Origin of the sequence: Bordetella muralis (assembly GCF_965139205.1) — a bacterium.
In the GTDB taxonomy this organism is placed as follows: domain Bacteria; phylum Pseudomonadota; class Gammaproteobacteria; order Burkholderiales; family Burkholderiaceae_B; genus Bordetella_A; species Bordetella_A muralis.
On record NZ_CBCSIU010000019.1, the window covers coordinates 14,877 to 37,601 of the forward strand.

At 61.4% G+C, this 22,725-nt stretch carries 21 protein-coding genes and 1 pseudogene; 9 read left to right on the forward strand and 13 right to left on the reverse strand.

The window, feature by feature from the left end; translation table 11 throughout:
- The first annotated feature begins 258 nt into the window (after positions 1-258).
- Entirely contained in the window at positions 259-1,395 is a 1,137-nt protein-coding gene (mnmA, locus tag ACNA0I_RS21370) for a tRNA 2-thiouridine(34) synthase MnmA (RefSeq protein WP_415808044.1), read from the forward strand.
- A 273-nt stretch (positions 1,396-1,668) separates the two neighbouring features.
- Complete coding sequence (locus tag ACNA0I_RS21375) at positions 1,669-2,493, forward strand: sulfite exporter TauE/SafE family protein (protein WP_415808045.1); 825 nt, start codon at positions 1,669-1,671, stop codon at positions 2,491-2,493.
- A gap of 163 nt (positions 2,494-2,656) precedes the next feature.
- Here the strand turns inward: ACNA0I_RS21375 and ACNA0I_RS21380 are convergent, their stop codons facing one another.
- Complete coding sequence (locus ACNA0I_RS21380; protein WP_415808046.1) at positions 2,657-3,274, reverse strand: glutathione S-transferase N-terminal domain-containing protein; 618 nt, start codon at positions 3,272-3,274, stop codon at positions 2,657-2,659.
- A 156-nt stretch (positions 3,275-3,430) separates the two neighbouring features.
- Here ACNA0I_RS21380 and purB point away from each other — a divergent pair, with 156 nt between their 5' ends.
- From purB to ACNA0I_RS21395, 3 genes are all read left to right on the forward strand, one after another.
- Positions 3,431-4,807 carry an adenylosuccinate lyase gene (purB, locus tag ACNA0I_RS21385; protein WP_415808047.1) on the forward strand — a complete coding sequence of 459 codons (1,377 nt, stop codon included), beginning with the start codon at positions 3,431-3,433 and terminating at the stop codon, positions 4,805-4,807.
- Positions 4,808-4,860: 53 nt separating this feature from the next.
- Positions 4,861-5,319, forward strand: coding sequence for a c-type cytochrome (locus ACNA0I_RS21390; protein ID WP_094838177.1), 459 nt, complete (start codon positions 4,861-4,863; stop codon positions 5,317-5,319).
- 235 nt (positions 5,320-5,554) lie between these two features.
- Positions 5,555-6,766, forward strand: coding sequence for a tyrosine-type recombinase/integrase (locus ACNA0I_RS21395; protein ID WP_415808107.1), 1,212 nt, complete (start codon positions 5,555-5,557; stop codon positions 6,764-6,766).
- Between the two features lie 263 nt (positions 6,767-7,029).
- Here ACNA0I_RS21395 and ACNA0I_RS21400 read toward each other — a convergent pair whose 3' ends face one another.
- The 7 genes from ACNA0I_RS21400 to ACNA0I_RS21430 form a co-directional block, all read right to left on the reverse strand.
- Positions 7,030-8,517, reverse strand: a complete 1,488-nt coding sequence (locus tag ACNA0I_RS21400) for an efflux transporter outer membrane subunit (protein ID WP_415808048.1) — start codon at positions 8,515-8,517, stop codon at positions 7,030-7,032.
- 10 nt (positions 8,518-8,527) lie between these two features.
- Positions 8,528-9,457 (reverse strand): efflux RND transporter periplasmic adaptor subunit, encoded by a 930-nt coding sequence (locus ACNA0I_RS21405; RefSeq protein WP_415808049.1) that lies wholly within the window; start codon positions 9,455-9,457, stop codon positions 8,528-8,530.
- Positions 9,450-9,644, reverse strand: coding sequence for a DUF1656 domain-containing protein (locus ACNA0I_RS21410; protein WP_415808050.1), 195 nt, complete (start codon positions 9,642-9,644; stop codon positions 9,450-9,452). The genes ACNA0I_RS21405 and ACNA0I_RS21410 overlap by 8 nt, the downstream gene beginning before the upstream one ends.
- Complete coding sequence (locus ACNA0I_RS21415; RefSeq protein ID WP_415808051.1) at positions 9,634-11,769, reverse strand: FUSC family protein; 2,136 nt, start codon at positions 11,767-11,769, stop codon at positions 9,634-9,636. The genes ACNA0I_RS21410 and ACNA0I_RS21415 overlap by 11 nt, the downstream gene beginning before the upstream one ends.
- Positions 11,770-11,889: 120 nt before the next feature.
- Positions 11,890-12,822, reverse strand: a complete 933-nt coding sequence (locus tag ACNA0I_RS21420; protein ID WP_415808052.1) for a LysR family transcriptional regulator — start codon at positions 12,820-12,822, stop codon at positions 11,890-11,892.
- A gap of 131 nt (positions 12,823-12,953) precedes the next feature.
- Positions 12,954-13,814, reverse strand: coding sequence for an EamA family transporter (locus ACNA0I_RS21425; RefSeq protein WP_415808053.1), 861 nt, complete (start codon positions 13,812-13,814; stop codon positions 12,954-12,956).
- A gap of 7 nt (positions 13,815-13,821) precedes the next feature.
- On the reverse strand, positions 13,822-14,706 hold the full coding sequence (locus ACNA0I_RS21430) for a MurR/RpiR family transcriptional regulator (RefSeq protein ID WP_415808054.1): 885 nt from the start codon (positions 14,704-14,706) through the stop codon (positions 13,822-13,824).
- Between the two features lie 75 nt (positions 14,707-14,781).
- On the opposite strand from ACNA0I_RS21430, the gene ACNA0I_RS21435 reads away from it, so the two are divergent.
- A complete protein-coding gene (locus tag ACNA0I_RS21435) occupies positions 14,782-15,672 on the forward strand; it encodes an oxidoreductase (protein ID WP_415808055.1) in 891 nt (296 codons plus the stop codon).
- Positions 15,673-15,842: 170 nt separating this feature from the next.
- On the opposite strand, the gene ACNA0I_RS21440 is transcribed toward ACNA0I_RS21435, so the two are convergent.
- The 3 genes from ACNA0I_RS21440 to ACNA0I_RS21450 form a co-directional block, all read right to left on the reverse strand.
- Positions 15,843-16,535 carry a cytochrome b/b6 domain-containing protein gene (locus tag ACNA0I_RS21440; RefSeq protein WP_415808056.1) on the reverse strand — a complete coding sequence of 231 codons (693 nt, stop codon included), beginning with the start codon at positions 16,533-16,535 and terminating at the stop codon, positions 15,843-15,845.
- 175 nt (positions 16,536-16,710) lie between these two features.
- Entirely contained in the window at positions 16,711-16,998 is a 288-nt protein-coding gene (locus ACNA0I_RS21445; RefSeq protein WP_415808057.1) for a hypothetical protein, read from the reverse strand.
- A gap of 410 nt (positions 16,999-17,408) precedes the next feature.
- The gene (locus ACNA0I_RS21450; RefSeq protein ID WP_415808058.1) at positions 17,409-17,795 is read right to left on the reverse strand and encodes a hypothetical protein; all 387 of its coding nucleotides are present in this window, start codon (positions 17,793-17,795) and stop codon (positions 17,409-17,411) included.
- 95 nt (positions 17,796-17,890) lie between these two features.
- Here ACNA0I_RS21450 and ACNA0I_RS21455 point away from each other — a divergent pair, with 95 nt between their 5' ends.
- From ACNA0I_RS21455 to ACNA0I_RS21465, 3 genes and pseudogenes are all read left to right on the forward strand, one after another.
- Entirely contained in the window at positions 17,891-18,583 is a 693-nt protein-coding gene (locus ACNA0I_RS21455) for a DUF3053 family protein (protein ID WP_415808059.1), read from the forward strand.
- Positions 18,584-18,641: 58 nt separating this feature from the next.
- A pseudogene (locus tag ACNA0I_RS21460) lies at positions 18,642-19,673 on the forward strand (AI-2E family transporter); the annotation flags it as partial.
- 399 nt (positions 19,674-20,072) lie between these two features.
- Complete coding sequence (locus ACNA0I_RS21465; RefSeq protein WP_415808060.1) at positions 20,073-20,444, forward strand: hypothetical protein; 372 nt, start codon at positions 20,073-20,075, stop codon at positions 20,442-20,444.
- A gap of 17 nt (positions 20,445-20,461) precedes the next feature.
- Here the strand turns inward: ACNA0I_RS21465 and ACNA0I_RS21470 are convergent, their stop codons facing one another.
- Complete coding sequence (locus ACNA0I_RS21470; RefSeq protein WP_415808061.1) at positions 20,462-21,427, reverse strand: Bug family tripartite tricarboxylate transporter substrate binding protein; 966 nt, start codon at positions 21,425-21,427, stop codon at positions 20,462-20,464.
- Between the two features lie 96 nt (positions 21,428-21,523).
- A complete protein-coding gene (locus ACNA0I_RS21475) occupies positions 21,524-22,702 on the reverse strand; it encodes a CaiB/BaiF CoA transferase family protein (RefSeq protein ID WP_415808062.1) in 1,179 nt (392 codons plus the stop codon).
- Positions 22,703-22,725: the final 23 nt, after the last annotated feature.

Sequence of the window (22,725 nt, forward strand, 5' to 3'; positions counted from 1 at the left end):
CGNNGGGGCCAAACTCGCTGCGCTCAAACATGCCCAGCCGACTGCCCCCCCGCCTGACAAGGCAGGTTCGGCGGGCTCTACGGGCCGGCATGGCATTTGCCCGCCAACACGCGGCTCACGTTGTCTTCAGGTTGCGGATGCTTGCACGGCATTGAGCATCAGACTTCCTCGGCGGGCTCACTGAAACAAAAACACCCTGTTATCCGCATGGGAATACAAACAAGGGAATCAGGCAAGACGCGATAAAATCCCGTCATCATGTCTTTAACTTCCCATTCTCCCTCCGGCAAAGGCCGCGTCGTCGTCGGCATGTCCGGCGGCGTTGACTCTTCGGTAACCGCTTGGCTGCTCAAGCAGCAGGGTTACGAGGTCATCGGCCTGTTCATGAAAAACTGGGAAGACGACGACGATTCCGAGTACTGCTCGACCCGCCAGGATCTGCTGGACGCAGCCAGTGTGGCCGATTTGGTCGGCGTGGATTTCGAATACGTCAATTTCGCTGCCGAATACAAAGACCGCGTCTTTGCGGAATTTCTGCGTGAGTATTCCGCAGGGCGTACGCCAAATCCCGACGTCTTGTGTAACGCCGAGATCAAATTCAAGGCGTTCCTCGATCATGCCATGACGCTGGGCGCTGACCACATCGCGACCGGGCATTACGCGCGCGTGCGCGCCGTCGAGGGTCAGCACGGCCCCGAATACCAGTTGCTAAAAGCCCTGGATGGCAGCAAGGACCAGAGTTATTTTCTGCATCGCCTGAACCAGGCGCAGCTGTCGCGCACGTTATTCCCCTTGGGCGAAATCCATAAAACCGAGGTCCGGCGCATTGCGCACGAAATCGGTTTGCACAACGCGGCCAAGAAAGATTCCACCGGCATTTGTTTTATCGGTGAACGGCCTTTCCGCGAGTTTCTGAATCGCTATTTGCCGACTGAGCCGGGCGATATCCTGACGCCAGAAGGCAAACGGGTCGGACGCCATCACGGTTTATCGTTTTATACCCTGGGTCAGCGCAAAGGCCTGGGCGTGGGCGGTGTCAAAGGCAGTCAACGCGACGACGGTACGGCGGACGCCTGGTATGTCGCCCGCAAGGATCTGGCGCGCAACGTGTTGTACGTCGTCCAAGGCCATGATCATCCCTGGCTCTTGTCAGACCGTTTGCAGGCGCTCGATGCCAGCTGGATCGCGGGCCGGCCGCCCGAGGCAAAGGATTACGGTGCCAAAACGCGCTATCGGCAGCCCGATGCGGCCAGTCGTGTGGTGTCGGCCGACTTGAGCGCGTTCGAGTTGTCGTTCAGCCAAGCGCAATGGGCTGTGACACCCGGTCAATCGGCGGTGTTGTATGACGGAGATGTCTGCCTGGGTGGAGGGATTATCGCGTCCTCCGAGACGTAGTTTGATGACGGAGACGGCGCGTCGCTCATGATCTGGCGCCACAACGGGCAGATTGGCGCAATGTACTTTCCAATGCCATGACGGACAATACGCGTTGTCCGTCATTACGCTATAAACCGGGATCGCTCGATGCGTTTCCTGGTGCAATGCCACGATGCAGCTTGAGCGCATCAGATGATTTGATCCGCCGTCCGGAGGGGACTGCGTTGTTACCTGAGTCACGGCACATGCTGCGATGGTCTCAGGTGTGTCGTTAACGAAGAGGAGGTCGAAGTGGATGTCAATGTCGTGCTAGTGGTGTGCTTGCTGGCGTTGGGGGCGGTTGCCGGGTTTGCGGCAGGGTTGCTGGGCATCGGCGGTGGAATGTTGTTGGTGCCGTTCTTGACGATGTTGTTTGCCTGGAATGGCATGCAACCAGACTTGATCGTGCATGCTGCGATTGCCACGTCGATGACCTCGATTCTGTTCACTTCGCTATCGAGTGTGCGGGCGCACCAGCGCAAGGGCACCATCCAGTGGAAGATCGTCCTCGCCATGGCGCCTGGCATTATCGTGGGCGGCCTGTTGTCGGGCGGCGCGGCATTTGCCGCGATCAGCACTGCCTGGCTGTCGCTGTTTTTCGCCTTGTTCGTCAGTTACTCGGGCTGGAACATGCTGCGTAACTCCAAGCCCAAACCATCTCGTCAAATGCCTGGCATCGTCGGTACCTCCGCCGCGGGGGTGGGGATAGGGTTCATATCCGGCCTGGTGGGGGCAGGGGGCGGCTTTCTGTCCGTGCCTTTCATGGTGTGGTGTAACGTCGCTCTGCATGCGGCGGTATCGACGTCGGCTGCCTTGGGCTTTCCGATTGCGCTGGCAAATAGCGCGGGATATATCATCTCGGGCCTAGGCCAGAGCATCTCGCAGCCGGGTATGCTGGGTTATATCTATTGGCCCGGTTTGCTGGCGTTGGTGGCTACCAGCGTATTGACGGCCCCCGCAGGCGCCCGTATGGCGCACCGATTGCCGGTCAGCACGTTGAAGCGGGTTTTTGCCTGCCTGTTGTTCGCCCTGTCGGCCTACATGCTGTTCAAGGCCGTGCAGGCTTTCAGTCACTGAGCGATGAGCAGGGCGCGGGCTGTTTTTTCACGAGACGGCCCTGCGCAGACAATCAAGTTTCAGGAAAAAGCAGCCCACACTGTGCCGTGTTGGCGGCCCGCTCAAAAAAAAGCCCCGCAGACCGGACTCGACATCCGGCATGCGGGGCTTTTTTTAGCCTTGCTCAGGCTGCGGGAGGCGGCGGGACGCTATCGATAAACGATTGGCGTGCCGAGAGTTTTTCGTAATGGCGTGCCAGGTTGGCATGGCTTTCGCGCCAGTTCAGGTGCGAAAAACGCAAGTCCAGATAGCCGAGGGCGCAGCCCACGGCGATGTCCGCCAGGCTGTAATTGATGCCCATGCAGTGAGCCTGTTCGCCCAGGCTCTCGTCCATGGCGTGCAGGGCGGCGTCGATTTTGCCATATTGGCGTTCGATCCAGTCAGCGCTGCGTAGCGCCTCGGGGCGCAGGTTTTCGCGAACGATCAGGATGCCGGCGTCCAACAGGCCATCGGCGATGGCCTCCCAGCATTTCACCGCGGCGCGATCGCGGCCAGATTGAGGAATCAGCCGCGCTACAGGCGAGAGCGTGTCCAGGTACTCGACGATCACGCGCGAATCAAACAGCGCGCCGCCGTCTTCCATGACGAGGCACGGCACTTTGCCTAGCGGGTTGTAGGTTTGGATTTGCGTGTCGGGTGACCAGACATTTTCGAGTTCGAGCTGATAATCCAGCTTTTTCTCGGCCATGACGACTCGCACTTTGCGAACGTAGGGGCTAGTGAGTGAACCGATTAGTTTCATGAGGGCCACAGGCGAAGTCGAAAGCGGGCGAAGTATAGCAGGGCAGACCCCGCAAAAATGCAAAGATCGGCCTACGTGACGTTTTTACCGCATGCTGGCCCGGTCCTGGGTGATAAAATCACAGGTTGCCTATCTCTTTTTTCATCCGTTCACGCCATGCAGATCGCCGACCAAATCAGTCACCTCAATGCTCTTTCGCCGCTAGATGGCCGCTATGCCTCGCGCGGGGATGCGCTGCGGGGCTTGTTGTCCGAAGCCGGCTTCATGGCGCACCGCGTCGAGGTCGAGGTCGCCTGGCTGGTGGCGTTGTCGGATGCCGGCCTTCCCGAGCTGCCGAGCTTTTCGCAGGGCGCACGGGCGCGCCTGGCCCAGTTGGTCAGCGACTTTTCCGAGGCCGACGCCGCTCGTATCAAAGACATCGAGCGCACCACCAATCATGATGTAAAAGCGGTCGAATATTGGCTGAAAGAAAAGGTCGCCGGCGATGAAGAACTGGCCCGCGCCGCCGAGTTCATTCACTTTGCCTGCACTTCCGAGGACATCAACAACACGTCCCACGCCCTGATGTTGACGCGCGCTCGCGCCGAGGTCGTGGTGCCGCGTTTGCGCCAGATCGCGGACACGCTGGGCGGCATGGCACGCCAGTATGCCGACCAGCCCTTGCTGTCGCGGACCCACGGTCAACCCGCCAGCCCCACCACGCTGGGCAAGGAATTCGCCAACGTCGCCGCGCGTCTGCAACGCGCGATCGTCGCGATCGAGGCCGTCGAACCGCTGGCCAAACTCAACGGCGCCACGGGCAACTACAACGCGCATCTGTCGGCGTATCCCGAAATCGATTGGCCCGCTTTCAGTGCGCGCGTGCTCGGCGGACTGGGTTTGACACAAAACCGTCATACCATTCAGATCGAACCGCACGACTGGATGGCTGCCTTGTTCGATGCCGTGGCTCGCGCCAACGTCATCGTGCTGGATCTGGACCGTGATATCTGGGGCTATGTGGCGCTGGGCTATTTCAAGCAGCGCTTGAAAGAAGGCGAGGTCGGTTCGTCCACCATGCCGCACAAGGTCAACCCGATTGATTTCGAGAATTCAGAAGGCAATCTCGGCCTGGCCAACGCCGTGTTGCGCCACTTGTCGGAAAAACTGCCCGTGTCGCGCTGGCAGCGTGATCTGACCGACTCGACGGTGCTGCGCAACCTCGGTGTGGGCTTGGGTTACTGCCTGGTGGCATGGGATTCCTGCCTGCGTGGCCTGGGCAAGCTCGAGGTCAACGCCGCCGCCATCGATGCCGACATCGACGCCTGCTGGGAAGTCCTGGCCGAGCCCGTGCAGACCGTGATGCGCCGCTATGGCCTGCCGCAGCCGTACGAGCAACTCAAGGCCCTGACCCGCGGCAAAGGCATTACCGAAACCGCCTTGCGCGAATTCGTCAGTGGGCTGGCCTTGCCTGACGAGCCCAAGGCACGTCTGTTGGCCATGACGCCGCGTTCCTATATCGGGCTGGCCGCAGGTCTCGCACGAGAGGTATAGTCGTGTGTGCCGGCTGGTCCGGCACCTCGTCGCACCTATCGGGAGATCCCCCTATGAAGCAATTCCCCTTGCTGGCCGCTGCGGCCTGTACGATCGCTGTGTCTTTGTGGTCCGCGCCTGCGCAGGCGCAGTTTGCCAAGCCGGCTGACGCTATCAAGTACCGCCAGGCCGCTTTGACACTGATGGCCTCGCATTTCGGCCGCATGCAGCCTGTGATCAAGGGGCAGGCCCCCTATGATGCCGAACAGATCAAAGCCAATGTGAAATTGCTCAACACGCTGGCCGAACTGCCCTGGGCAGGTTTCGGACCGGGTACCGAGGGCGGCGAGGCGCGCCCGGAGGTCTGGAGCGACGCCGCGGGTTTTCAGCAAAAGCGTGACGCACTGAAAGAAAATCTGGCCAAGCTGCAGGTGGCGGCCGACTCCGGCGACCTGGACAAGGTCCGAGCGGCGTTTGGCGGCGTAGGCTCCAGCTGTAAATCCTGCCACGACAGCTATCGCGAAAAGAAATAAGCATGTAGCAAATGGCCTGTAGACCCACCCGCTGCATCAGGCATGGGTGGGTTTTTTCATTTCACACTGACTCCAGTACCGCATTTCGCTGGACTGCGCCGAAGCTCGATACAGCAGGTTTATCAATAGCTTAGGCGCGTGCACCATATGCCGGTGCTTTCCGAAACCTGACCCGGCTTCCCTGCTGATGGTCCTCATGAGGCTCCTGGGAATCGGGTCGTTCCGAGGAGTCATCATGGCGAAAATCAAGCTCACCAAGTCCGCAGTCGATGCGGCACAACCCCAAGCGCAGGCCATCGAACTCCGGGATACGCTGGTGCCCGGCTTCTTGTGCAAGATCACCCCAGCGGGCCGCAAGGTGTTCATGCTCCAGTGTCGCACGAATGCGGGCGAGCGCCGCAAGCCTGCCTTGGGCCAGTACGGGGAATTGACCGTCGAACAGGCCCGCTCGCTGGCGCAGGAATGGCTGGCCCAGGTGCGCCGAGGCGGCGACCCCGCCGCCGACAAGGCAGCCGCCCGCAAAGCGCCCACGGTCAAGGAATTGTGCGCGAAGTTCATGGAGGACTACTCCAAGGTACGCAACAAGCTCAGCACGCAGGAAGGCTACCAGAGCGTTATCGACCGCAACATCGTCCCGCTGCTGGGCCGCATGAAGGTGCAGGAGGTGAAGCGCCCGGATGTGGCCGCGATGATGAAGAAGATGGCCCACAAACCCGCCGACGCGAACCGGACATTCAGCGTCATGCGCCGCATGTTCAATCTGGCCGAAGTGTGGGGCTATCGGCCCGACGGCACCAACCCGTGCCGTCATGTCCCGATGTTCCCCAACGGTAAGGCCACCCATCTCATCAGCGACGAGGACATGGGCAAGATATTCCGGCAACTGGACAAGACCGATGCCGAGGGACTGGAGAACTACGCCGTCCCGCTGGCGATCCGGCTGCAATTCGAGTTTGCCGGTCGGCGCGGCGAAATCGTTACGCTCCAATGGGCCTGGGTGGACTTCGAGAACCGGCGTGTCGTCTGGCCTGACAGCAAGGTCGGTGGTATGTCCAAACCCATGAGCGAAGAAGCCCATCGGCTGCTTTCGACAGCGCCACGCGTGGAAGGCGGCCTCTATGTCCTGCCGTCCCCGACCCATCCCGGCCAGCACCTGACCACGGGCGAGTATTACAACGGCTGGAGCCGTGTACTCAAAGCCGCTGGCGTAACTCATGTGGGCACCCACGGCATCCGCCACCGCTCCGCAACCGACATTGCCAATTCGGGTATCCCGGTCAAGGTCGGGATGGCGCTGACGGCGCACAAGACCGTGGCGATGTTCATGCGCTACAAAGTGCCACTGTGGCTATGTGCTGTAGACATGGAAGTAGGCCGCATCGAAGACGCATCGATCCGAGCTGCCTACCACACCGGGAAAAAGCTCAGCCTATGTATGCGAGTGTAAGGAATATTCAGTAGAATGCACTAATCGTCAAGGGGACGATTAGTGCATTGACGTAATAATACGGATAGCAATGGTCACAAAAACAGCAGCCCAAAAGGCACCTTCCAATAAGCGGCCCCGAAGCACATCAAACTTACATCGCTTTGAGCCGGCAAAGCTTGACTCGCTATTTGTTGTACTGGGCGAAATGGAGTTCTTCGGCAACGGCCAGGAAACAGCGAAGATGACGTAGCTCCATTGAGCACCTCCTCTGCCTCAAAGGGTCATTGCGTCGCCGCTGTTTCTGCGGCGGCGCGTTCGTCAGGCTCCGGGACCAACACCGTGTCCGTCCCTCCCGCGCCCAGCGCCTTGTACAAGGCAATGCCGCCTTGCAACTGCGCCAGTTGGCTGAGGGCAAGCGCATCGCGTGCCTGGTTCAGGCTGCGCTGCGCCACCAGCACCGGCAAGTAGGCGCTCAATCCCCGCGCGTAGAGTTGGGCGGTCTGTTCCAAAGCTTGTTGGCTGTCGACCAGTGCTTTCTGTAACGCTGCTTGCCGCTGGCGTTCGCTGGTCCATGCCGTCAAGGCATCTTCGACATCGCGCAGCGCCGATCGCACGTCCCGTTCGTAGACACGCCGTACGGCGTCGGCGTTGGCCTGCGCCGCTGTAACGCCGGCTTTGGTGCGTCCTGCGTCGTAAAGCGGCTGGCTGCCCTGCATCGCCGCCGACCACGCCAGGCTGGCGCCGGAGAACAGATCATGGATGACGCTGGCTGTCGTGCCGATTCCCAGAGGAATGCGGAACGTGGGAAAGCGTGCGGCCTCGGCTACGCCGATCTGCGCGGTGGCGGCGGCCAGGCGTCGTTCGTCCGCACGCAGGTCGGGGCGTTGGCGAATCACTTCCGAAGGGAGTGACAGCGGCAAGTCGGCCGGCATGGGCAATGCCGGTGCAGACGTGGCGAGGTCGGCATGCCAATCCCCGGGAAAGCCGCCCGCCAGCACACCGATGGCATGGCTGAAACGCGCGATGTCCGCTTCCAGCAAAGGCGGTTGCGCCTCGGCCGTTTCTCGCTCAGCGCGGGCCTGAGTGACGTCGGCCAGCGTGCCCAAGCCGCCGCGGTGTGCATGTTCGGCCAGGCGTTCGGCTTCGGCCAGCGTACGGATACTGTCTTGCGCAATGGCCAGACGCAGTTGCGCGGCGCGCAGCCCGGCGTAGTCGGATACCAATTCGGCCACAAGACTCACTTGCAGCGCGCGATGGTCTTCGGCGAGCGCCTGGATGCCGGCGTCAGCGGCTTCGACCGCGCGGCGCGTGCCGCCGAACAAGTCCAGTTCCCAACTGGCATCGAATCCCAGGTGCCAGGTTCGTGCCCGCCCGCCGGGCTGCGCGCTGAGTGCCTTGCTACTGCGCACCGCCTCGCCGGCGGCGCCGACCGAGACTTCGGGCATGGCGGCTGATGCGATCTGCACGCGTTCGGCGCGTGCCTGGCGCAGGCGTGCCAAGGCAATATCTAGGTCCTGGTTATGTGTCAAGGTCTGATCGACCAGGCGGTCGAGCAACGGATCCTGCAAGGCGCGCCACCAGGTACTACGTAGGCCATCGTGGTCGCCCTCGGACATGGCGGCGTCGGCCTCGATCCAGTGCGCGGGCACATCCAGCGTCGGCGTGCGGTAGTCCGGGCCCACGGTGGTGCAGCCGGCCAGGGCGGCCAGCAGTGAGGCCAGCATTGCCTGCCGAAGGCGCGGCTGTGTGCAGGGGATGGGTGCATGCATGGCTTTGTCCTCACATCCAGCGGTGTAGCAGCGAAATCAACCGGCCTTGCGGTACCGGCGTGCCTGCCGAAGGCGTGACCTCAATGCTGCCGGTCATGCCTGCGGCCAGCACGACCTCGTGCGGGACATGCTCGAACTCGACGCGTACGGGAATGCGCTGCGCCAGCCGGACCCAACTGAAGCTGGGCTCCACGCTCGGCAGGCCCTGCGCGTCGGCCTGCTGGTTGCTGTCGGTGATGCCGCGCCCGATGCTGGCCACCCGTCCTGGCAACACTCGGTCGAAGCCCATCAGGCGGATTTGCGCCGCCGCGCCGGGCTTGATGCCGCGCAATTTGGTTTCCTCGAAATAGCCGGTAATCCAGAAGCTATGGGCGTCGATCAGGGCCAGGTTCGGCTGGCCCGCCACGGCGTAGTCGCCCTTGTTCAAGCGCAGGCGCGTGACGTAGCCATCGGTTGGCGCACGCAGTTCGGTGCGCGCCATATCCAGCTTCGCCCTGTCCACGGCGACCCGTGCACCGCGAAGTTCGGCCTGGGCGATGGCTACGGCCTGATTCGCTCGCTGGATGTCCTCGGCAGGCACCAGGCTTTCCATACCCCGGCGGCGGCGCGCCTCCTCAGTCTTCTGGCGCAAGGACACCTCGGCCGCCGCCAGCTGCGCCTCGGCCTGGGCCAATGCCAGCGCGAAGCTGGCATTGTCGATGCGGTAGAGCACCTCACCCCGTTTGACATATTGATCGTCCGCGACCGAGACCTCGGCGACGGTGCCCGACACCTCGGGAGCGATGCGCACGATCTGCGCGCTGACGCGGCCATCGCGGGTCCAGGGGGCTACGACGTAGGCGCGCCACAGCGCACTGACCAGAAACCCGGCGGCAACGACCACCGCGAGAGTGAGTCCTGCCCGCAGCAGGCGCTGGGCGGAAAATGAGCGTTCAGACATAAAGCACCAACAGGGAAACGAGGCAAAGGGAGATGGCGAACTCGAACAGACCTGGATGCCACACCCAGCGCAGCACCCCGCTGCGCGCGAGCACGAAGCGAAGGCCCAGATAGACCGGCAGCGCCAGGCAGGCGTAGGCAAAGAACGGCGGCAGGTAGATGCCGCCCAACGAGAATTCACTGAGCATGGGTTTGGCCTCCAGAGGGGAACGGAACGTCGTTCGCATGACGCTCCAGCAATGCGGCGATGTCGAGCAATACGGCCGTCACGCGCCGCACGTCATCCATCGCGGCGCTGGGCCGTACCGGCAAACGCGCCAAGGAGGCCGCCGCGTGGCGGGCATGGCGTGCGGCCCGCGCGGGGTCACCGGTCCGCTGACGCATATGGAGCAGCGCGCGCGTCGCCACGCGCGGCCACTCGGCGTCCTGGGGCGCCTGGCGCAGCCAGCGGCGAAGGCGTAGCACCTCTCGGCCCAGGTGCAGACTGGTCAGCGCCTGGGCAATGGCACGATCCATCGCCTGCGGCTGCGCTTTGAGCAAGGCGCCGAGTTGCGCGATGCGGTGCTGCTGACGCCATTGCCAAGCCGGCGCATCCGTCGGCTCCCCGCGTAAGGTGCCCAGCGCCGAATCGCGGATTCGCAGGCGCAAGCGCGTGACGTCACGCCCCCCGTTGCGCGGCAGCACGATCCTGAAGCCCAACAGCGTGAAACACGTCGCCAGGATCCAGGCCACAGCCCCATTGAGGAACACTGCAAAGTCGTAGCGCATCGGGTTGTCCGCCGCTGCGAGTGTCGTGAATGCCACCAGATAAGCCACGCCGGCCAAGGCATAGCGTGGCATCGTGGTGGCAAGCACGCCGGGCAGCCAGAACAGGCTCAGGGTTACCAGCAGCAGCGGCAGGCCCGAGACGTGCGGCAGCACGATGAAGGTGCACAGGAAGGCCATCGCCACGGCGGCCACCGTACCCTTGATGAATTCGACCGCACCCAGTGCGGGATTGGGCGCGGTGGACAGCAGCGCGCAGGCCGCCGCCAACCCCGCCAGCATCATGTTGCCTTCCGTCCAACCGGTGGCGATCCAGAAGGCGCCGCCCATCAGCACGGTCAACAAGGCGCGTGCGCCGTTCTGGAGGGCTGCCACCGTGTCGCGGTGGAACGGCACGGACACGCGAGCCGGCGCCGGCCTGGGTTGGTGGAAACGTTCGATGCCTTCGAGGGCTTGCAGGTAATCGTCGAGTTGCTCGATCAAGCGATCGCCCGCGATCATCATTGTGGCTTGCTCGGAGGCGTCGTCGAACGAGGTGGCAGTGAGCGCGTCCACCAGCCGGGCGCGCAGGTCGGTCAAAAGCCGGATAGCACGTGCTCTTTCGGCCGTGCCAGATTCCTGCCCCAGCGAGTCGCCGACCTCCCGCCATGCCTTTTCCCAGTCCGGCTGCAACCCTTTCAGTACAGCGAGGCTGGCGCTTGGCCCGTGCAGGGGCGGCGCACCGCCCACAAGAGCGGAAAACAGCGACACCATTGCGTGCCGCACCGTGCCGGCACGATGGGCCAGGTCGGCGGATTCGGCCTTGCCCAGAGCCAGCAGATCGTCCACGCCATAGACCTCGGTGATGAGGGTGCGCCGTGCGGCATCGAGGGGCTTGGCATCTGGTCCGTCGCTACCTTGAATGGCCTGGTGATGCGTCGCAAGCACGCCGGCCGTGGCGCCCGCAAGGCGGTCGAGCACCGCGGCTAAGCGGCTGTGCACGCTGCGGCTGCTGAACAGGGCCGAGACCAGCGCCAGGCAGACCACGCCGATCATCACGGATGCCCCGCGTCCCATTACCTGGTCGAAGGTGCGTTCCGGATGCTGCATGGCGCCGTAGGCCGCCAGGCCCACGGTATAGCCTGCCAGCGTGGCACCATAGGCCCGGAAATGACGCAGCAGGGTCATACCCACCACACACACACCCAGCCACAGGCCGAAACCGAGCAGGAACAACCAGGGCATCTGGCCGAAGGCGCTCATCAGCACGAAGGCCGCCAGCATGCCGATCAGCGTGCCCAGTACTCGCCACACCCCCTTGCCGATCACGCCGCCCTGGACGGGGTTGATGACCAGCAGCACGCTGGAAGCCGCTGCGTAGGGCGCGTGCAGTTCCAGCAGATAGGCCGCTACCAAGGCCAGGCAAGCGGCCAGGATCGAGCGCATCACATAGGTCGCTCGTGGCGTGGTCAGATCGAGATAAGGCAGGCCACGCGCCAACCGCTGCCGCAACCGGGAGAGGTGTAAGGAGACGCCTGAATCCGCGTCAGGCACGTTTGCCGAATGCACGATGCAACCCTTCCACAGTGATCAATATGCATCACTGTAGGCAGGGTCGAGCATTCCGAAAAGTGAATTTATTGCACTCAGATGAGTGCGTAAAACGCATTCATAGAGCCAGTCGCCTAGTTAGGGCTTGGCGCGTTTGGCCGCTTGCGCCTGGCTCTCGTTGCATAGTGTATGGATGGTCTGCCGCAGCCATTGATGGGCCGGGTCGCCCTCCAGGCGTGGGTGCCATGCCTGTGTCAGCAGCACCGTTTCCAGCGGGGTCGGCAGGTCGAACAAGCGAATACGCAGGCCCGCGGACAGCGCAGTACTGGCCAGATGCCGGGGCATCGGCAAAAGCAGATCCGAATCTTGCAATGCGAACAACGCCGTGTACGGATTGGGCAGCACCAGCGCAACGTGTCGGCGCAGCCCCTTCGCCTCCAGCGCGGCATCGACCGGCCCGGCGGCCTTGCCACGCCGCGACACGTTGATGTGCTCCCAATGAGTGAGGCGTTCGGGCGTGATTTCTTCGTCGAAAATCGGATGGTTGGCACGCGCGACACCCACGAACGTGGTGGTGAACAGGGACTGCACGCGAATCTCCGGCACCAGCTTACGCGAGGCGCTGATGAACAGGTCGATGCGACCGCTGCGCAACGCTTCTTCGTCCACATCGTCTTCCTCCGGCGAAAAGCGCAGCATCGCCCGAGGCATCTCCCGCGCCATCGCATCCAGGAGATGGCCCAGGTGGATGCTCACGAACTCATCGGTAGCGCGGATATTGAACCGCCGATCCAGCGATTTGAGGTCGATCTCGGCGTCGGAGGCGAACACCTGCGAGGCCTGATCGACCGCTAGCCGCACCTGCTCGCGCAGCGCCAGCGCCCTGGGCGTGGGCACGAGCTTGCGGCCGACCTGGACGAACACCGGATCGCCAAGCGCCTCACGGATACGGCTCAAGGTGCGGCTCATCGCCGGCGCGCTCAGATGCATGCGGCGCGCGGCGCCGATGACGCTGCCCTCGTCGAGCAGCGCATCCAGCGCCAGCAGGAGATTGAGATCAGGACGCGACATGGCTGGCCCTCCTATAATTTACCTTCATGCAATCATAGGCTCTTTCGTATAGCGAACGAAGCATTCAACGGCAAGCCTGCCTTCAGTTCATCATCAATTGATGAATGCGCACCAGCGCGCGGCAAAAAGCATCACAGACTGATTGCCGCGATTCCGATCAGCACGACGACCGCACCCACGATGCGGCGCGCGAGATGGTCTTCACGAAAGAGCAGATACGCGAAGAGGGAACCGATGATGATGGACGACTCGCGTAAGGGTGCGACGAGTGCAAGGGGAGCCGCCAGCATGGCGTTCAGCACCAGGATGTAGGCCAGTGGGGAGAAGATAGCCACAACGAGAATAGGCACGGCATTGGTACGAAGTGCTGCGGGGATGTGCCGTTGATACCGCAGTGCGCCCGGCGTCAGAGTCAGGCTTTGGAGCAGAAGCGTTCCCGCGTAGTAGCTCACTGGCGCGACATGCAGCGACGTGACCGCGTAACTGTCCCAGACGGTATAGCTGGCGATGGTGGCACCTGTGGCGGCCCCCCAAAACATGCCCTGGAGCGGGCGGCGACTGCCGCTTCGGAACGGGTTGCCTGCGACGACAAGCACGCCTGAGACGACCAGGAGCGCTCCGAACAGCGCGACGACGTTGAGCCGCTCGTCCAGAACAAGTATCGCGAACAGCATCGTCAGCACTGGCCCCGCGCCACGGGCGATCGGATAAACCACCCCAAGGTCGGCGCGATCGTAGCCAGCCTGCAAGGTCAGCGAGTACGCAATGTGCAATGCCGCCGAAACAGCCGCTGCCACCGCCAACTGCCCATCTATCGTCTGCTGCCCTTGCTCCATGAGACCGACCGCGATAGGGATCCACAACAGTGTCGAAGCGCAGCTGTAGGCCCAGACGAATAGCAAGGTGTTTCCCCGCTTGTACTTCGACGCCAGATTCCACACCGCATGCGCTACCGCTGCGGCAAGAACCATGGCAATGGTGTCGGGCTGCATCAGGGCATCAGGAAATGTCAGGCAGATCAATGCCTGCCCGCTCCGCCAAGCGGCTGCGATCTGGATCGCGCAGCGCAAGGGTGGCGACCAGCGCGTCAAGAACGACGAGTTGCGCCAGCCGACTTCCCGCAGCGGCCATCTGTGCCGGTAGCGGCGCGCCGCCGACGACAAGTGCGACGTCCGCGAGGGTTGCTAAAGGCGTGTCGTACTGGTTGGTGATGGCAATCAGCGAGGCGCCGGCCGATGACGCTGCGTCGGCGACGGCAAGCGTGGATGACGTGCGGCCAGTCGAACTGACGGCGATGACGACGTCCTCGGCGCCCAGGAGCCGCGCTGCAATCATGGCCGACAAGTGATCTGTGATGCCCACCGTCATCACGCCGACCGCGCGCAGACGGAAGACAGCATCGGCGGCCACCGTCGAGGAAGGGCCGGCACCGAACGCAAAGACCTGCCGAGCGTGTTGGATCAAACCCACGGCCTTATCCAGCGCAGAGAGTTCGATGGCCCCGCCCAGCGCAGTGAGTGCATCGGCACCGGCACGGATGGAGGTTTCCAGCACGGAGGCCAACGTCGCATCCGCGCTGAGCACTTCGGGCGGAGCGAAGAACCGGGCTGTACCGCGAGCACGGGCAATTTCGATCTTCAGTTCGGGAAAGCCGCTGAACCCAAGCGCACGCGCCGCGCGGATCACCGTCGGCGGCGAAACGCCGGCCCGGGCAGCAACCTGGGCGGTCGTGCTGGCCCCAATAAACAAAGGATCGGTGAGCAGCAGATCGACAACCTTCGCCTCGCTCGCGGCGAGGTCACCGCTCCGCGCTTGAATGCTGCCGATCCATTGCTGCAATCGTCGCTCGCCTTCTGTAATTTCATTACCAATATCTTTATTCATGTGTAATATATTACATGCTCAGCATGAGTGGCACAACGGTCCCGTGCACAGATGCCGTTAAAGGAATTCGCTTTCATGAACACTGAAATCAACACTGCTGTCGTGGGGCCCGGTGCGATTGGAACCACGCTCGCGGCGATGCTGCATGAGGTCGGCCGCACGCCCTTGCTGTGTGGACGGACACCCCGCGATCACCTGACTTTGCTGGAGGGAGGCCGCTCCATGACCATCCCCGGTCCGGTTCGGACGAGCCAGAAGCAGATAACTCGCACGGCTGATCTTGTCTTTCTGTCGGTCAAGGCCACGCAGATCGAGGCGGCGGCAGAATGGCTGGCGGCACTGGTCGGCCCGCAAACCGTCGTGAGCGTCTTGCAGAACGGTATCGAACAGGTGGCAAGGGTTCGCTCACACGCGCCTGGCGGGCGTATCGTTCCCGCTGTCGTGTGGTTTCCGGCACAGGCGCAATCCGATGGCTCGGTCCGCCTGCGCGGCAAGGCGCGTCTGACTCTGCCGAATACGTCTGCCGCGCACGTTGTGGCCCAGGCACTGCAAGGCACACGGTGCGCCGTGGACTTGGCAGAAAACTTCAGCGCACTCGCCTGGCGCAAGCTGTTGCAGAACGCGGTGGCGGGCCTCATGGCACTCACGCACCGTCGCTCGGGCATGTTCGGCCGCGCCGACATCGCCGGGCTGGCACTGGCCTATTTGCGCGAATGCCTGGCCGTGGCACGCGCAGAGGGCATTGAACTTGGCGAGGACGTGCTGCAAGAGATCCTCGGCAAGTTCCAGTCGGCCCCAGCGGACATGGGCACCTCCATCCTCACGGATCGGGAAGCAGGCCGGCCACTGGAATGGGATATCCGCAACGGCATCATCGCGCGTCGCGGACGGGTTCATGGCGTTCCGACGCCGATCAGCGACATCCTGGTGCCGCTGCTTGCGGCTGCGAGTGACGGTCCTGGCTGACCCCTTAGGGTCGATGCTCTCCTAACGCTTATTTTCCTCCTCGCCCTTGGCGCAGTCCTCAGCGGTATGACCCATAAAGCTTTTCCTGCACCTGCCCGGCCCTCAAAAAGTCTTGACACCGGACATTTTCATTGTCGGATGGTGCAGGATGGGCGTGGCGACTCTGCAGCCTATGAAAACGAAAAATCCGCCACGATTTCCAGCGAGCGGATCCACAGCACCAGGGCGGTTACCGCGGCCGCGATGATCGCCGCGCGCAGCCAGATCATGGGGCCATCCTCGGTTGGCGGCGTGCCGGCCGGCAGGTCCTGAGGCCGGGCGTTACCGGTAATCATCGGACCTACGATACGCCGCCGGCGCATCGCGACGTACCAGATGATGGCGACCAGATGCAGGGCAACCAGCGCGATGATGATCCATTCATTACGCTCATGCCATGAGGCGAGCCAGGACGAGATCCCCTCATCGACTCGGCCGTATAGCGGGCCCTGCGTCATGATGTCGTCGGTGATGAACAGGCCGCTGACCGCCTGAAAACCGAGTACCGCCAGTATGGCGATGACGGACAAAGCGCCCAGGGGATTGTGGCCGGCAGAGGCGGCAGCGCCTTGCAGATAGCGTTTGATAGCGCCGGGACCTCGGACAAAAGTGGAAAAACGCGCGTAGCGTGGCCCGACCAGCCCCCAGATCACGCGGAACATAATCAGGCCCAGCGTGGCCAGTCCGAAGCGGACATGCCAGTCCATGTACAGGCCGCCCAGCTTGACGCTGACGTAGGCGCCGGTGACGCAGATGGCTAAGGCCCAGTGGAATAGGCGAGTGGGAAAGTCCCAGATACGGATACAGGAACGCGTGTGCAGCATGGGCGGAGCCGGCTCGGAAAAGGGAAAACCACTTTATCACGGGCTCGTTGCTTTCTGCGCTCCGAGGTCAGTGCTTAATCGTCCAACGCAGGCAGTGCGAGGCCCAAGCTTGCCGTATCAAGTGCCGTGCGCTCGGGCCGGCTGCCGTTGGACTGAACCGATCATTTGATGGGAATCAGGCCGCCTGTTTGCGGACAGGTTCGATCCGATGCACGTGTTCGTGACGGAATCGAATGCGCATGCCTGACTGATCCGAGCAGCCACGAGGGCGCACGACGTCGGTCGTGTAGGTCACGGTACCGTTGATCGGCGCGTTGTAAATCACCGTGGCGCGAATTGCTGGGCCATTGGCCGGACGCAGGTGCACGATATCGCCGACGTGGATCGGCACCTGATCGAGATTGGTATGTGCGCGGCGAGGCAGCAGTTCAGACGGCGTAATGGGGTGAATGTAGTGGTTCATTTGAGTTCTCGTTATGGTTATGGAAATGCAATGACAAGCCTTGAGCAAGCTGCGTAAAAGCAGGAATGACAAAAGGGTGTCAATCTCTAGTCGCAAATGCTGCACGGACGTTGGCCGTATGCGTTGCGGCGTATGCCTCGGTTGGGGCGGGGCGATTTAAACAAATGGCCAATGGCCACGGAATCAAGGCAGGATGGCGGATTGATGTTGGGTATATTTCGCCAAGACTGCCGTCGGGGATGGATTATGGATTTAAATAATGTGCCAGGCGTTTTGCCTGGCGTATCCCTGTGGCGCTTACTGCCAAGCTTTCTAATATAACGCTAAATTATTGTTTTGGCAAGAGTTTTCTTGGCTGGGTGGCATCATGGACCTGCTGGCGCAAGTCCACGGCAATAAATGACAAAATATTACTGACCGATTGCGGCCTGCTGGTGCGCCAGGCGTTGGGCTTCGATGATCTGGTCTTCGAGCTCCGGCGACATTTCCAAGGCGACTTGGGGCGTGGCGCCAGGCGCCGTCGTATCCAGTTTCAGGAGGATGCGCTGGCCATTGAACGCCGCGGGCGCAGCCTGGATATCGACATACCGTTGCACCAGAGCGTCGACCGCTTGTTGTGCGCGGGCCATGGCGGGGGCGTCCAGCGATTGGCCGGCTAACTCCTGGTTCACTACGCGAGCGAGATCCGATGTGAAAAACAGGAATGCCGACGAGCCCCGGCAGTCGGGATGGGTGTAACCCCAGGGTTGCGATTCGCTGGAGCCGGTAACAGAAGGCGAAGAGTTGGATGCGTTCATGTAGCCATTGTAGGGTAGTCTATGCGGCGTAAGCGATCCGGCTGCGGCGTGAGCGCCCCGCGGCCGGCGCAGTATCGGCGTATTTCAGGAGAATCATGCGGATCGCCTTTCAGTTCATCAGCATTGTCCTGCTGAGTATGGCCATTGCCGGCTGCGTCAATAAAGAGCCGGAGCAACGTGCCGCGTTTATTGCATGGCTGCAGACACAGGTAATTGATACGGCCGATCGCCGCGTTCCCGCCCTGGACGAGACACAGCGTGATGCGTTGGGTGATTATGCCGACCAATATGCGGTGCTGAGCGCCGTGGACAATGCTGTCCAGCAACAGATGCAGAATCTGGCGAATGCTTTCGAGCACGAGGAGCTGGTATCGCTAGCGCAGCTGCAGGCTCGCCAGCAGACCCTGCTGGCAGACCGCCAAGCCTTGGCTGCCGGACAAGAGGCACTGCACCAGGCACAGGCTCATGCGCAGTCCGAGCGTGCCGAATGGGAGCAGCCTGCGGATCTGCAGCCGGTATACACCAACGCCTACGACAAAATCGTGACCCAGCCTGTCGGCGTCCTGGACGAGCTGACCGCCACGGCCCTGGCTTCTTTGGACGACGCCCTGCGTGCAGCGGATTTCATCACCAAGCACGCGGATCAGATCACGATCGACGCCGACTCTGCCGCTGTGCGCGATCCCTCTGTACAACGCGAACTCAACCAACTGCTCGATACGTTGAATAGTCACGCTGCCGCTATCGAGCAGGCACAAGCCCGTCTGCAAACCTTGCAGCCCCTATGATCCGACCATTTGTACAATCGCAGCAATCGCGGCCAACGCCGCGCATGGAATTCACGCTATGAATGGCTCCAGCCTGCATTACCGCTTTTTCTTGTTTCTCCTGGTGGTCGTGTCGATCGCCTTTGTCTGGCTATTGTGGCCGCTGTATGGCGCCGTGTTCTGGGGCGCGATTCTAGCCATTATTTTTGCGCCGATTCATCGGCGCATCGCCGCCAAACTAGGCGGCAGGCGCAACCTCGCGGCACTGATCTCATTGATGCTGGTGTTGGTGGTGGTGATCGTACCGGTGACTTTCATTGCCGGCTCGCTGGTGCAGGAGGGCAGCAGCCTGTATCAACGCGTCAAGTCAGGGAATTTGAACTTCGGTTCTTATGTGCAGCAGATCCTGGATGCGATGCCTGCCAGCGTGCAAAACATGATGGACCGTTTCGGGATCGGCGATCTATCCAGCATGCAGGACAAGCTGACCGCGGGCGCCATGCAAGGCAGTCAGTACATCGCCACGCAGGCGTTCAATATCGGCCAGAACACCTTTGAGTTTCTGATCAGCTTTGGCGTGATGTTGTATTTGTTGTTCTTTTTGCTGCGTGATGGCTCGGTTGTGTCGGCGCGATTGCGTGAGGCGATTCCCTTGAGCGACACACACAAATTGCACTTGCTGCGCAAATTCACTACCGTGATCCGGGCAACCGTCAAAGGCAACATCGCTGTGGCGGCTGCGCAGGGTGCGTTGGGCGGCGTGATTTTTTACATACTTGGCATCCAGGGGCCCGTGTTATGGGGCGTAGTGATGGCATTTCTATCATTGCTGCCCGCCATCGGCGCAGGCCTGGTCTGGGGGCCGGTTGCAGTCTATTTCCTGGTCTCGGGCGAGCTGTGGCAGGGCGTGGCGTTGGCCTTGTACGGTGTGCTGGTGATCGGCATGGTCGACAACGTATTGCGTCCCTTGCTGGTCGGTAAAGACACCAAGCTCCCCGACTATGTGGTGCTGATTTCCACGCTGGGAGGGATGGGGTTGTTCGGGCTGAACGGTTTTGTAATCGGACCGTTGATCGCCGCGTTGTTCATTGCGTCGTGGGACTTGTTTTCGTCGGATTTTGCGACCTTGACGGGTCAACGAAAGACGGGGCAGCGTTCGCAGCGGCGTGACAGCCATGAATGGCGTATGCCGCATGATGGATCGTCCAGCCAAACTCGTCCGTCTCAAGCGCCTCGTGTGGCCCATGCGCAACGTTCTACAGATACAAAATCGGCGGATTCCACGTCGGAATCGCAACATTCCGACCAAAATAAACAGTCCCGTCAAAGCGCTCACTCTCGGGGAAGACGGCGGTCCAACAAGATTTGACGTCAAAAATCGGGCGCGAATGTACTGAATTATGGCTTATGTAACTTTTTCGTAATGGTTTTCAAAGATTGCAAATGGCCATAGTTTGATCATCTTATTGATCTACTCTGAATGGGCAGGACATCATCAGGGAGATCCGCTATGGACACTTATGCTGCGTTCGCTTCCAAGGTGAGCTATACCATTCGTCCTCGTGTGCACGAAGCCGACTTGGGCGAATATCGGGGATGTGTCGAGGTCATTGGCCGCGAATCCGATTGGACCGTCAGCTTTACGCGTTTTTGCGAGGTTGCCCGTCCCAGCCGTGAGCGGGCGGAACATGACGCCATGCGTCTTGCACAACATCTGCGGGACACCGAGTGCGGTGATGGCAAGAGCTGGATCTTGCCCGGGCAGATCAGCCAAGCAGGTGAGCAAGCGCTGCTCGCTGATATCCCGAGCAGCCTGCTCAATCCCAGCCCCACCCCGGTCACGGGCCGCCGCGGCAAGCGGCATCTGCGTGTGGCGGCGTAATCCTCGGAATCAGGCCGTCAGTCCAGTTTGAGATTGGCTGCCTTGATGACCGGTTTCCATTTTTTGAGATCGTGCTCGATCGTTTGCGCAAATTGTTCGGGCGTCGTCGGCATTGCCGTTGCGCCTTGAGCCGCCAGCGCGTCTTTAATGTCCTGGAGCGCGAGAATCTTGTTCAGCTCCGTGTTCAACGTCTGCACGATATGCTTGTCCGTCTGAGCCGGCGCCAGCAAACCGTACCAGACGCGCACGTCGAAATCGGGATAGCCCAGCTCGGCAACGGTCGGTACGTCTGGCATGGCGGGGCTGCGCTTGGGTGAGGTGACCGCCAAGGGGATCACGGTGCCTGCTTTGATCTGCGGCGCTGATGAAGGTATCGACGTAAAGATGATGGGAATCTGTCCACCCAACAGATCGGCCATCGCCGGACCCGAGCCCTTGTAGGGCACATGCACCAGTTTGATATTGGCCTTTTGTTGCAGCAGTTCCGCAGCCAGATGGGTAATAGTGCCTGCACCGGGCGAGCCATAGTTGATCGTGCCGGGTGCCTTCTTGGCGGCTGTGATCAAATCGTCCAACGTCTTGTAGGGGCTGTTCTTGCCCGCCACGACGATCAGCGGGGCTTCGCCTACGATGCCGATGGGCGCAAAGTCCTTGATCGGGTCATAAGTGAGTTTGCTATAGAGCGAGGGGGCGACCGCCAGATTGTCGGTCTGGCCCATGACGATTTCGTAGCCGCTGGGTTGCGCGCGTGCTGCGGCCGAGATGCCAACCGTGCCGCCTGCGCCTGCGCGGTTTTCTGCGACGACGTTCCATTTAGTGGTCTCGGCCAATTTGGCCGCAACGGTACGCGAGAGAAAGTCGGTACCTCCGCCAGGGGTGAACGGTACGATGATGCGAATCGGTTGGTCAGGATAATTCTTTTGCGCAACGGCGGGCATTGCAAGGGCCATAAAGCAGCCCGCTAGTAGGGTTGCACGTAGCATGATGTCGATCTCCTTTGGGGTTTGCGCTGGTCGTGGCGCCAGTGTCGTGTATTACTCGATGCAAATAAGGCCCTGGCACAGGCCTTGTGTAGTATTTCAGATTTTGCCGGCTTGGCGCAGTTGGGCGATGTACTCGCGAGCAAGCCCCAGCTCGGTGAGCACGTCGTCGGTGTCACCACCGAGTTCGGGAGATGCGCGATACGCCCGGCAGGGGGCTTCAGTGAATTTCACGGGAAAGCCCAGCATACGCACCTGCTGGCCGTCAGGATGCGGGACGTCAATCGCCATTTCCTGATCCGCGACTTGAGGATCGGCAAAGACTTCTTGCAGGTTCATCACGTGTCCGCACGGGACGCCATAGCGATTCAAGCGTTCGATCCAGTAGTGTGTAGCTTGTTGCCGGGTGCGCGCCTCGATGATGGCTTTGATCGAGGTCCGGTTCAGCATGCGATCGGCGTTTGCCTGAAAGTCTGGGTGGGTGCGCAATTCCTGTAATTCCAGCGCATCCAGCAATTTTTCATACATGGCGTCGTTCGACGGCGCAATCGCCACCTGACCGTCTGCCGTTTCGAACAGACCATAGGGCGCGACGATGCCGTGATCGTTGCCTGTGCGGGCAGGTAATTGTCCGTTGGCGAAATAGTTTGCCGCGTGAAAACTCAGCAGGCCTATCATGCTGCTCAGCAGGCTGACGCTGACCGTGTCTCCGCGGCCCGTGCGCTCGCGCCGCAGCAACGCTGCCATGACACCCAACGCGCCGTTCATCCCTGCAATCAAATCACTGATGGGCGGTGCGGCACGCATGGGGGGATCGCTTTCCGCGCCATTCAGGCTCATGAAGCCGCTCATGGCCTGAGCGATGAAATCGAACGACGGCCGGTCACGATAGGGACCCGATGTGCCGAATCCGTTGATACTGCAGTGAATGATATCGGGCCGCAGGGCCTTCAGTGCGTCGCTGCCCAATCCCATTTTTTCCATGATACCGGGGCGGTAGTTCTCGATGATGACATCGCAGCGTGGGATCAGGCTGCGCAGAATGTCTTTGCCTTCCTGGCTGTACAAGTCCAGAGTCACGGACTTTTTGTTGCGGTTGTAGTTCGCGAAATACCAGCTCAGGCCGTCGCGGATGACACCTTGGCGGCGTACGGGATCACCTTCGCCCGGTGTTTCGATTTTGATCACCTCGGCGCCCATGTCCGCCAGAATCGACGTGCAGTAGGGGCCGGAGATAATTCGAGTCAGATCGAGAACGCGAATTCCCGATAATGGCATGTTCGTGTCTTGTTCAGATGGAT

Excerpts from the sequence above, each read along its gene's own strand:
- ACNA0I_RS21470 (WP_415808061.1), bottom strand. The coding sequence starts at position 21,427 with ATGCTACGTGCAACCCTACTAGCGGGCTGCTTTATGGCCCTTGCAATG.
- ACNA0I_RS21430 (WP_415808054.1), bottom strand. The coding sequence starts at position 14,706 with ATGAATAAAGATATTGGTAATGAAATTACAGAAGGCGAGCGACGATTG.
- ACNA0I_RS21420 (WP_415808052.1), bottom strand. The coding sequence starts at position 12,822 with ATGTCGCGTCCTGATCTCAATCTCCTGCTGGCGCTGGATGCGCTGCTC.
- ACNA0I_RS21475 (WP_415808062.1), bottom strand. The coding sequence starts at position 22,702 with ATGCCATTATCGGGAATTCGCGTTCTCGATCTGACTCGAATTATCTCC.
- ACNA0I_RS21380 (WP_415808046.1), bottom strand. The coding sequence starts at position 3,274 with ATGAAACTAATCGGTTCACTCACTAGCCCCTACGTTCGCAAAGTGCGA.
- mnmA (WP_415808044.1), top strand. The coding sequence starts at position 259 with ATGTCTTTAACTTCCCATTCTCCCTCCGGCAAAGGCCGCGTCGTCGTC.
- ACNA0I_RS21440 (WP_415808056.1), bottom strand. The coding sequence starts at position 16,535 with ATGCTGCACACGCGTTCCTGTATCCGTATCTGGGACTTTCCCACTCGC.
- ACNA0I_RS21445 (WP_415808057.1), bottom strand. The coding sequence starts at position 16,998 with ATGAACCACTACATTCACCCCATTACGCCGTCTGAACTGCTGCCTCGC.
- ACNA0I_RS21450 (WP_415808058.1), bottom strand. The coding sequence starts at position 17,795 with ATGAACGCATCCAACTCTTCGCCTTCTGTTACCGGCTCCAGCGAATCG.
- ACNA0I_RS21390 (WP_094838177.1), top strand. The coding sequence starts at position 4,861 with ATGAAGCAATTCCCCTTGCTGGCCGCTGCGGCCTGTACGATCGCTGTG.
- ACNA0I_RS21435 (WP_415808055.1), top strand. The coding sequence starts at position 14,782 with ATGAACACTGAAATCAACACTGCTGTCGTGGGGCCCGGTGCGATTGGA.
- ACNA0I_RS21465 (WP_415808060.1), top strand. The coding sequence starts at position 20,073 with ATGGACACTTATGCTGCGTTCGCTTCCAAGGTGAGCTATACCATTCGT.
- ACNA0I_RS21455 (WP_415808059.1), top strand. The coding sequence starts at position 17,891 with ATGCGGATCGCCTTTCAGTTCATCAGCATTGTCCTGCTGAGTATGGCC.
- purB (WP_415808047.1), top strand. The coding sequence starts at position 3,431 with ATGCAGATCGCCGACCAAATCAGTCACCTCAATGCTCTTTCGCCGCTA.
- ACNA0I_RS21395 (WP_415808107.1), top strand. The coding sequence starts at position 5,555 with ATGGCGAAAATCAAGCTCACCAAGTCCGCAGTCGATGCGGCACAACCC.
- ACNA0I_RS21410 (WP_415808050.1), bottom strand. The coding sequence starts at position 9,644 with ATGCTCAGTGAATTCTCGTTGGGCGGCATCTACCTGCCGCCGTTCTTT.
- ACNA0I_RS21425 (WP_415808053.1), bottom strand. The coding sequence starts at position 13,814 with ATGCAGCCCGACACCATTGCCATGGTTCTTGCCGCAGCGGTAGCGCAT.
- ACNA0I_RS21405 (WP_415808049.1), bottom strand. The coding sequence starts at position 9,457 with ATGTCTGAACGCTCATTTTCCGCCCAGCGCCTGCTGCGGGCAGGACTC.
- ACNA0I_RS21400 (WP_415808048.1), bottom strand. The coding sequence starts at position 8,517 with ATGCATGCACCCATCCCCTGCACACAGCCGCGCCTTCGGCAGGCAATG.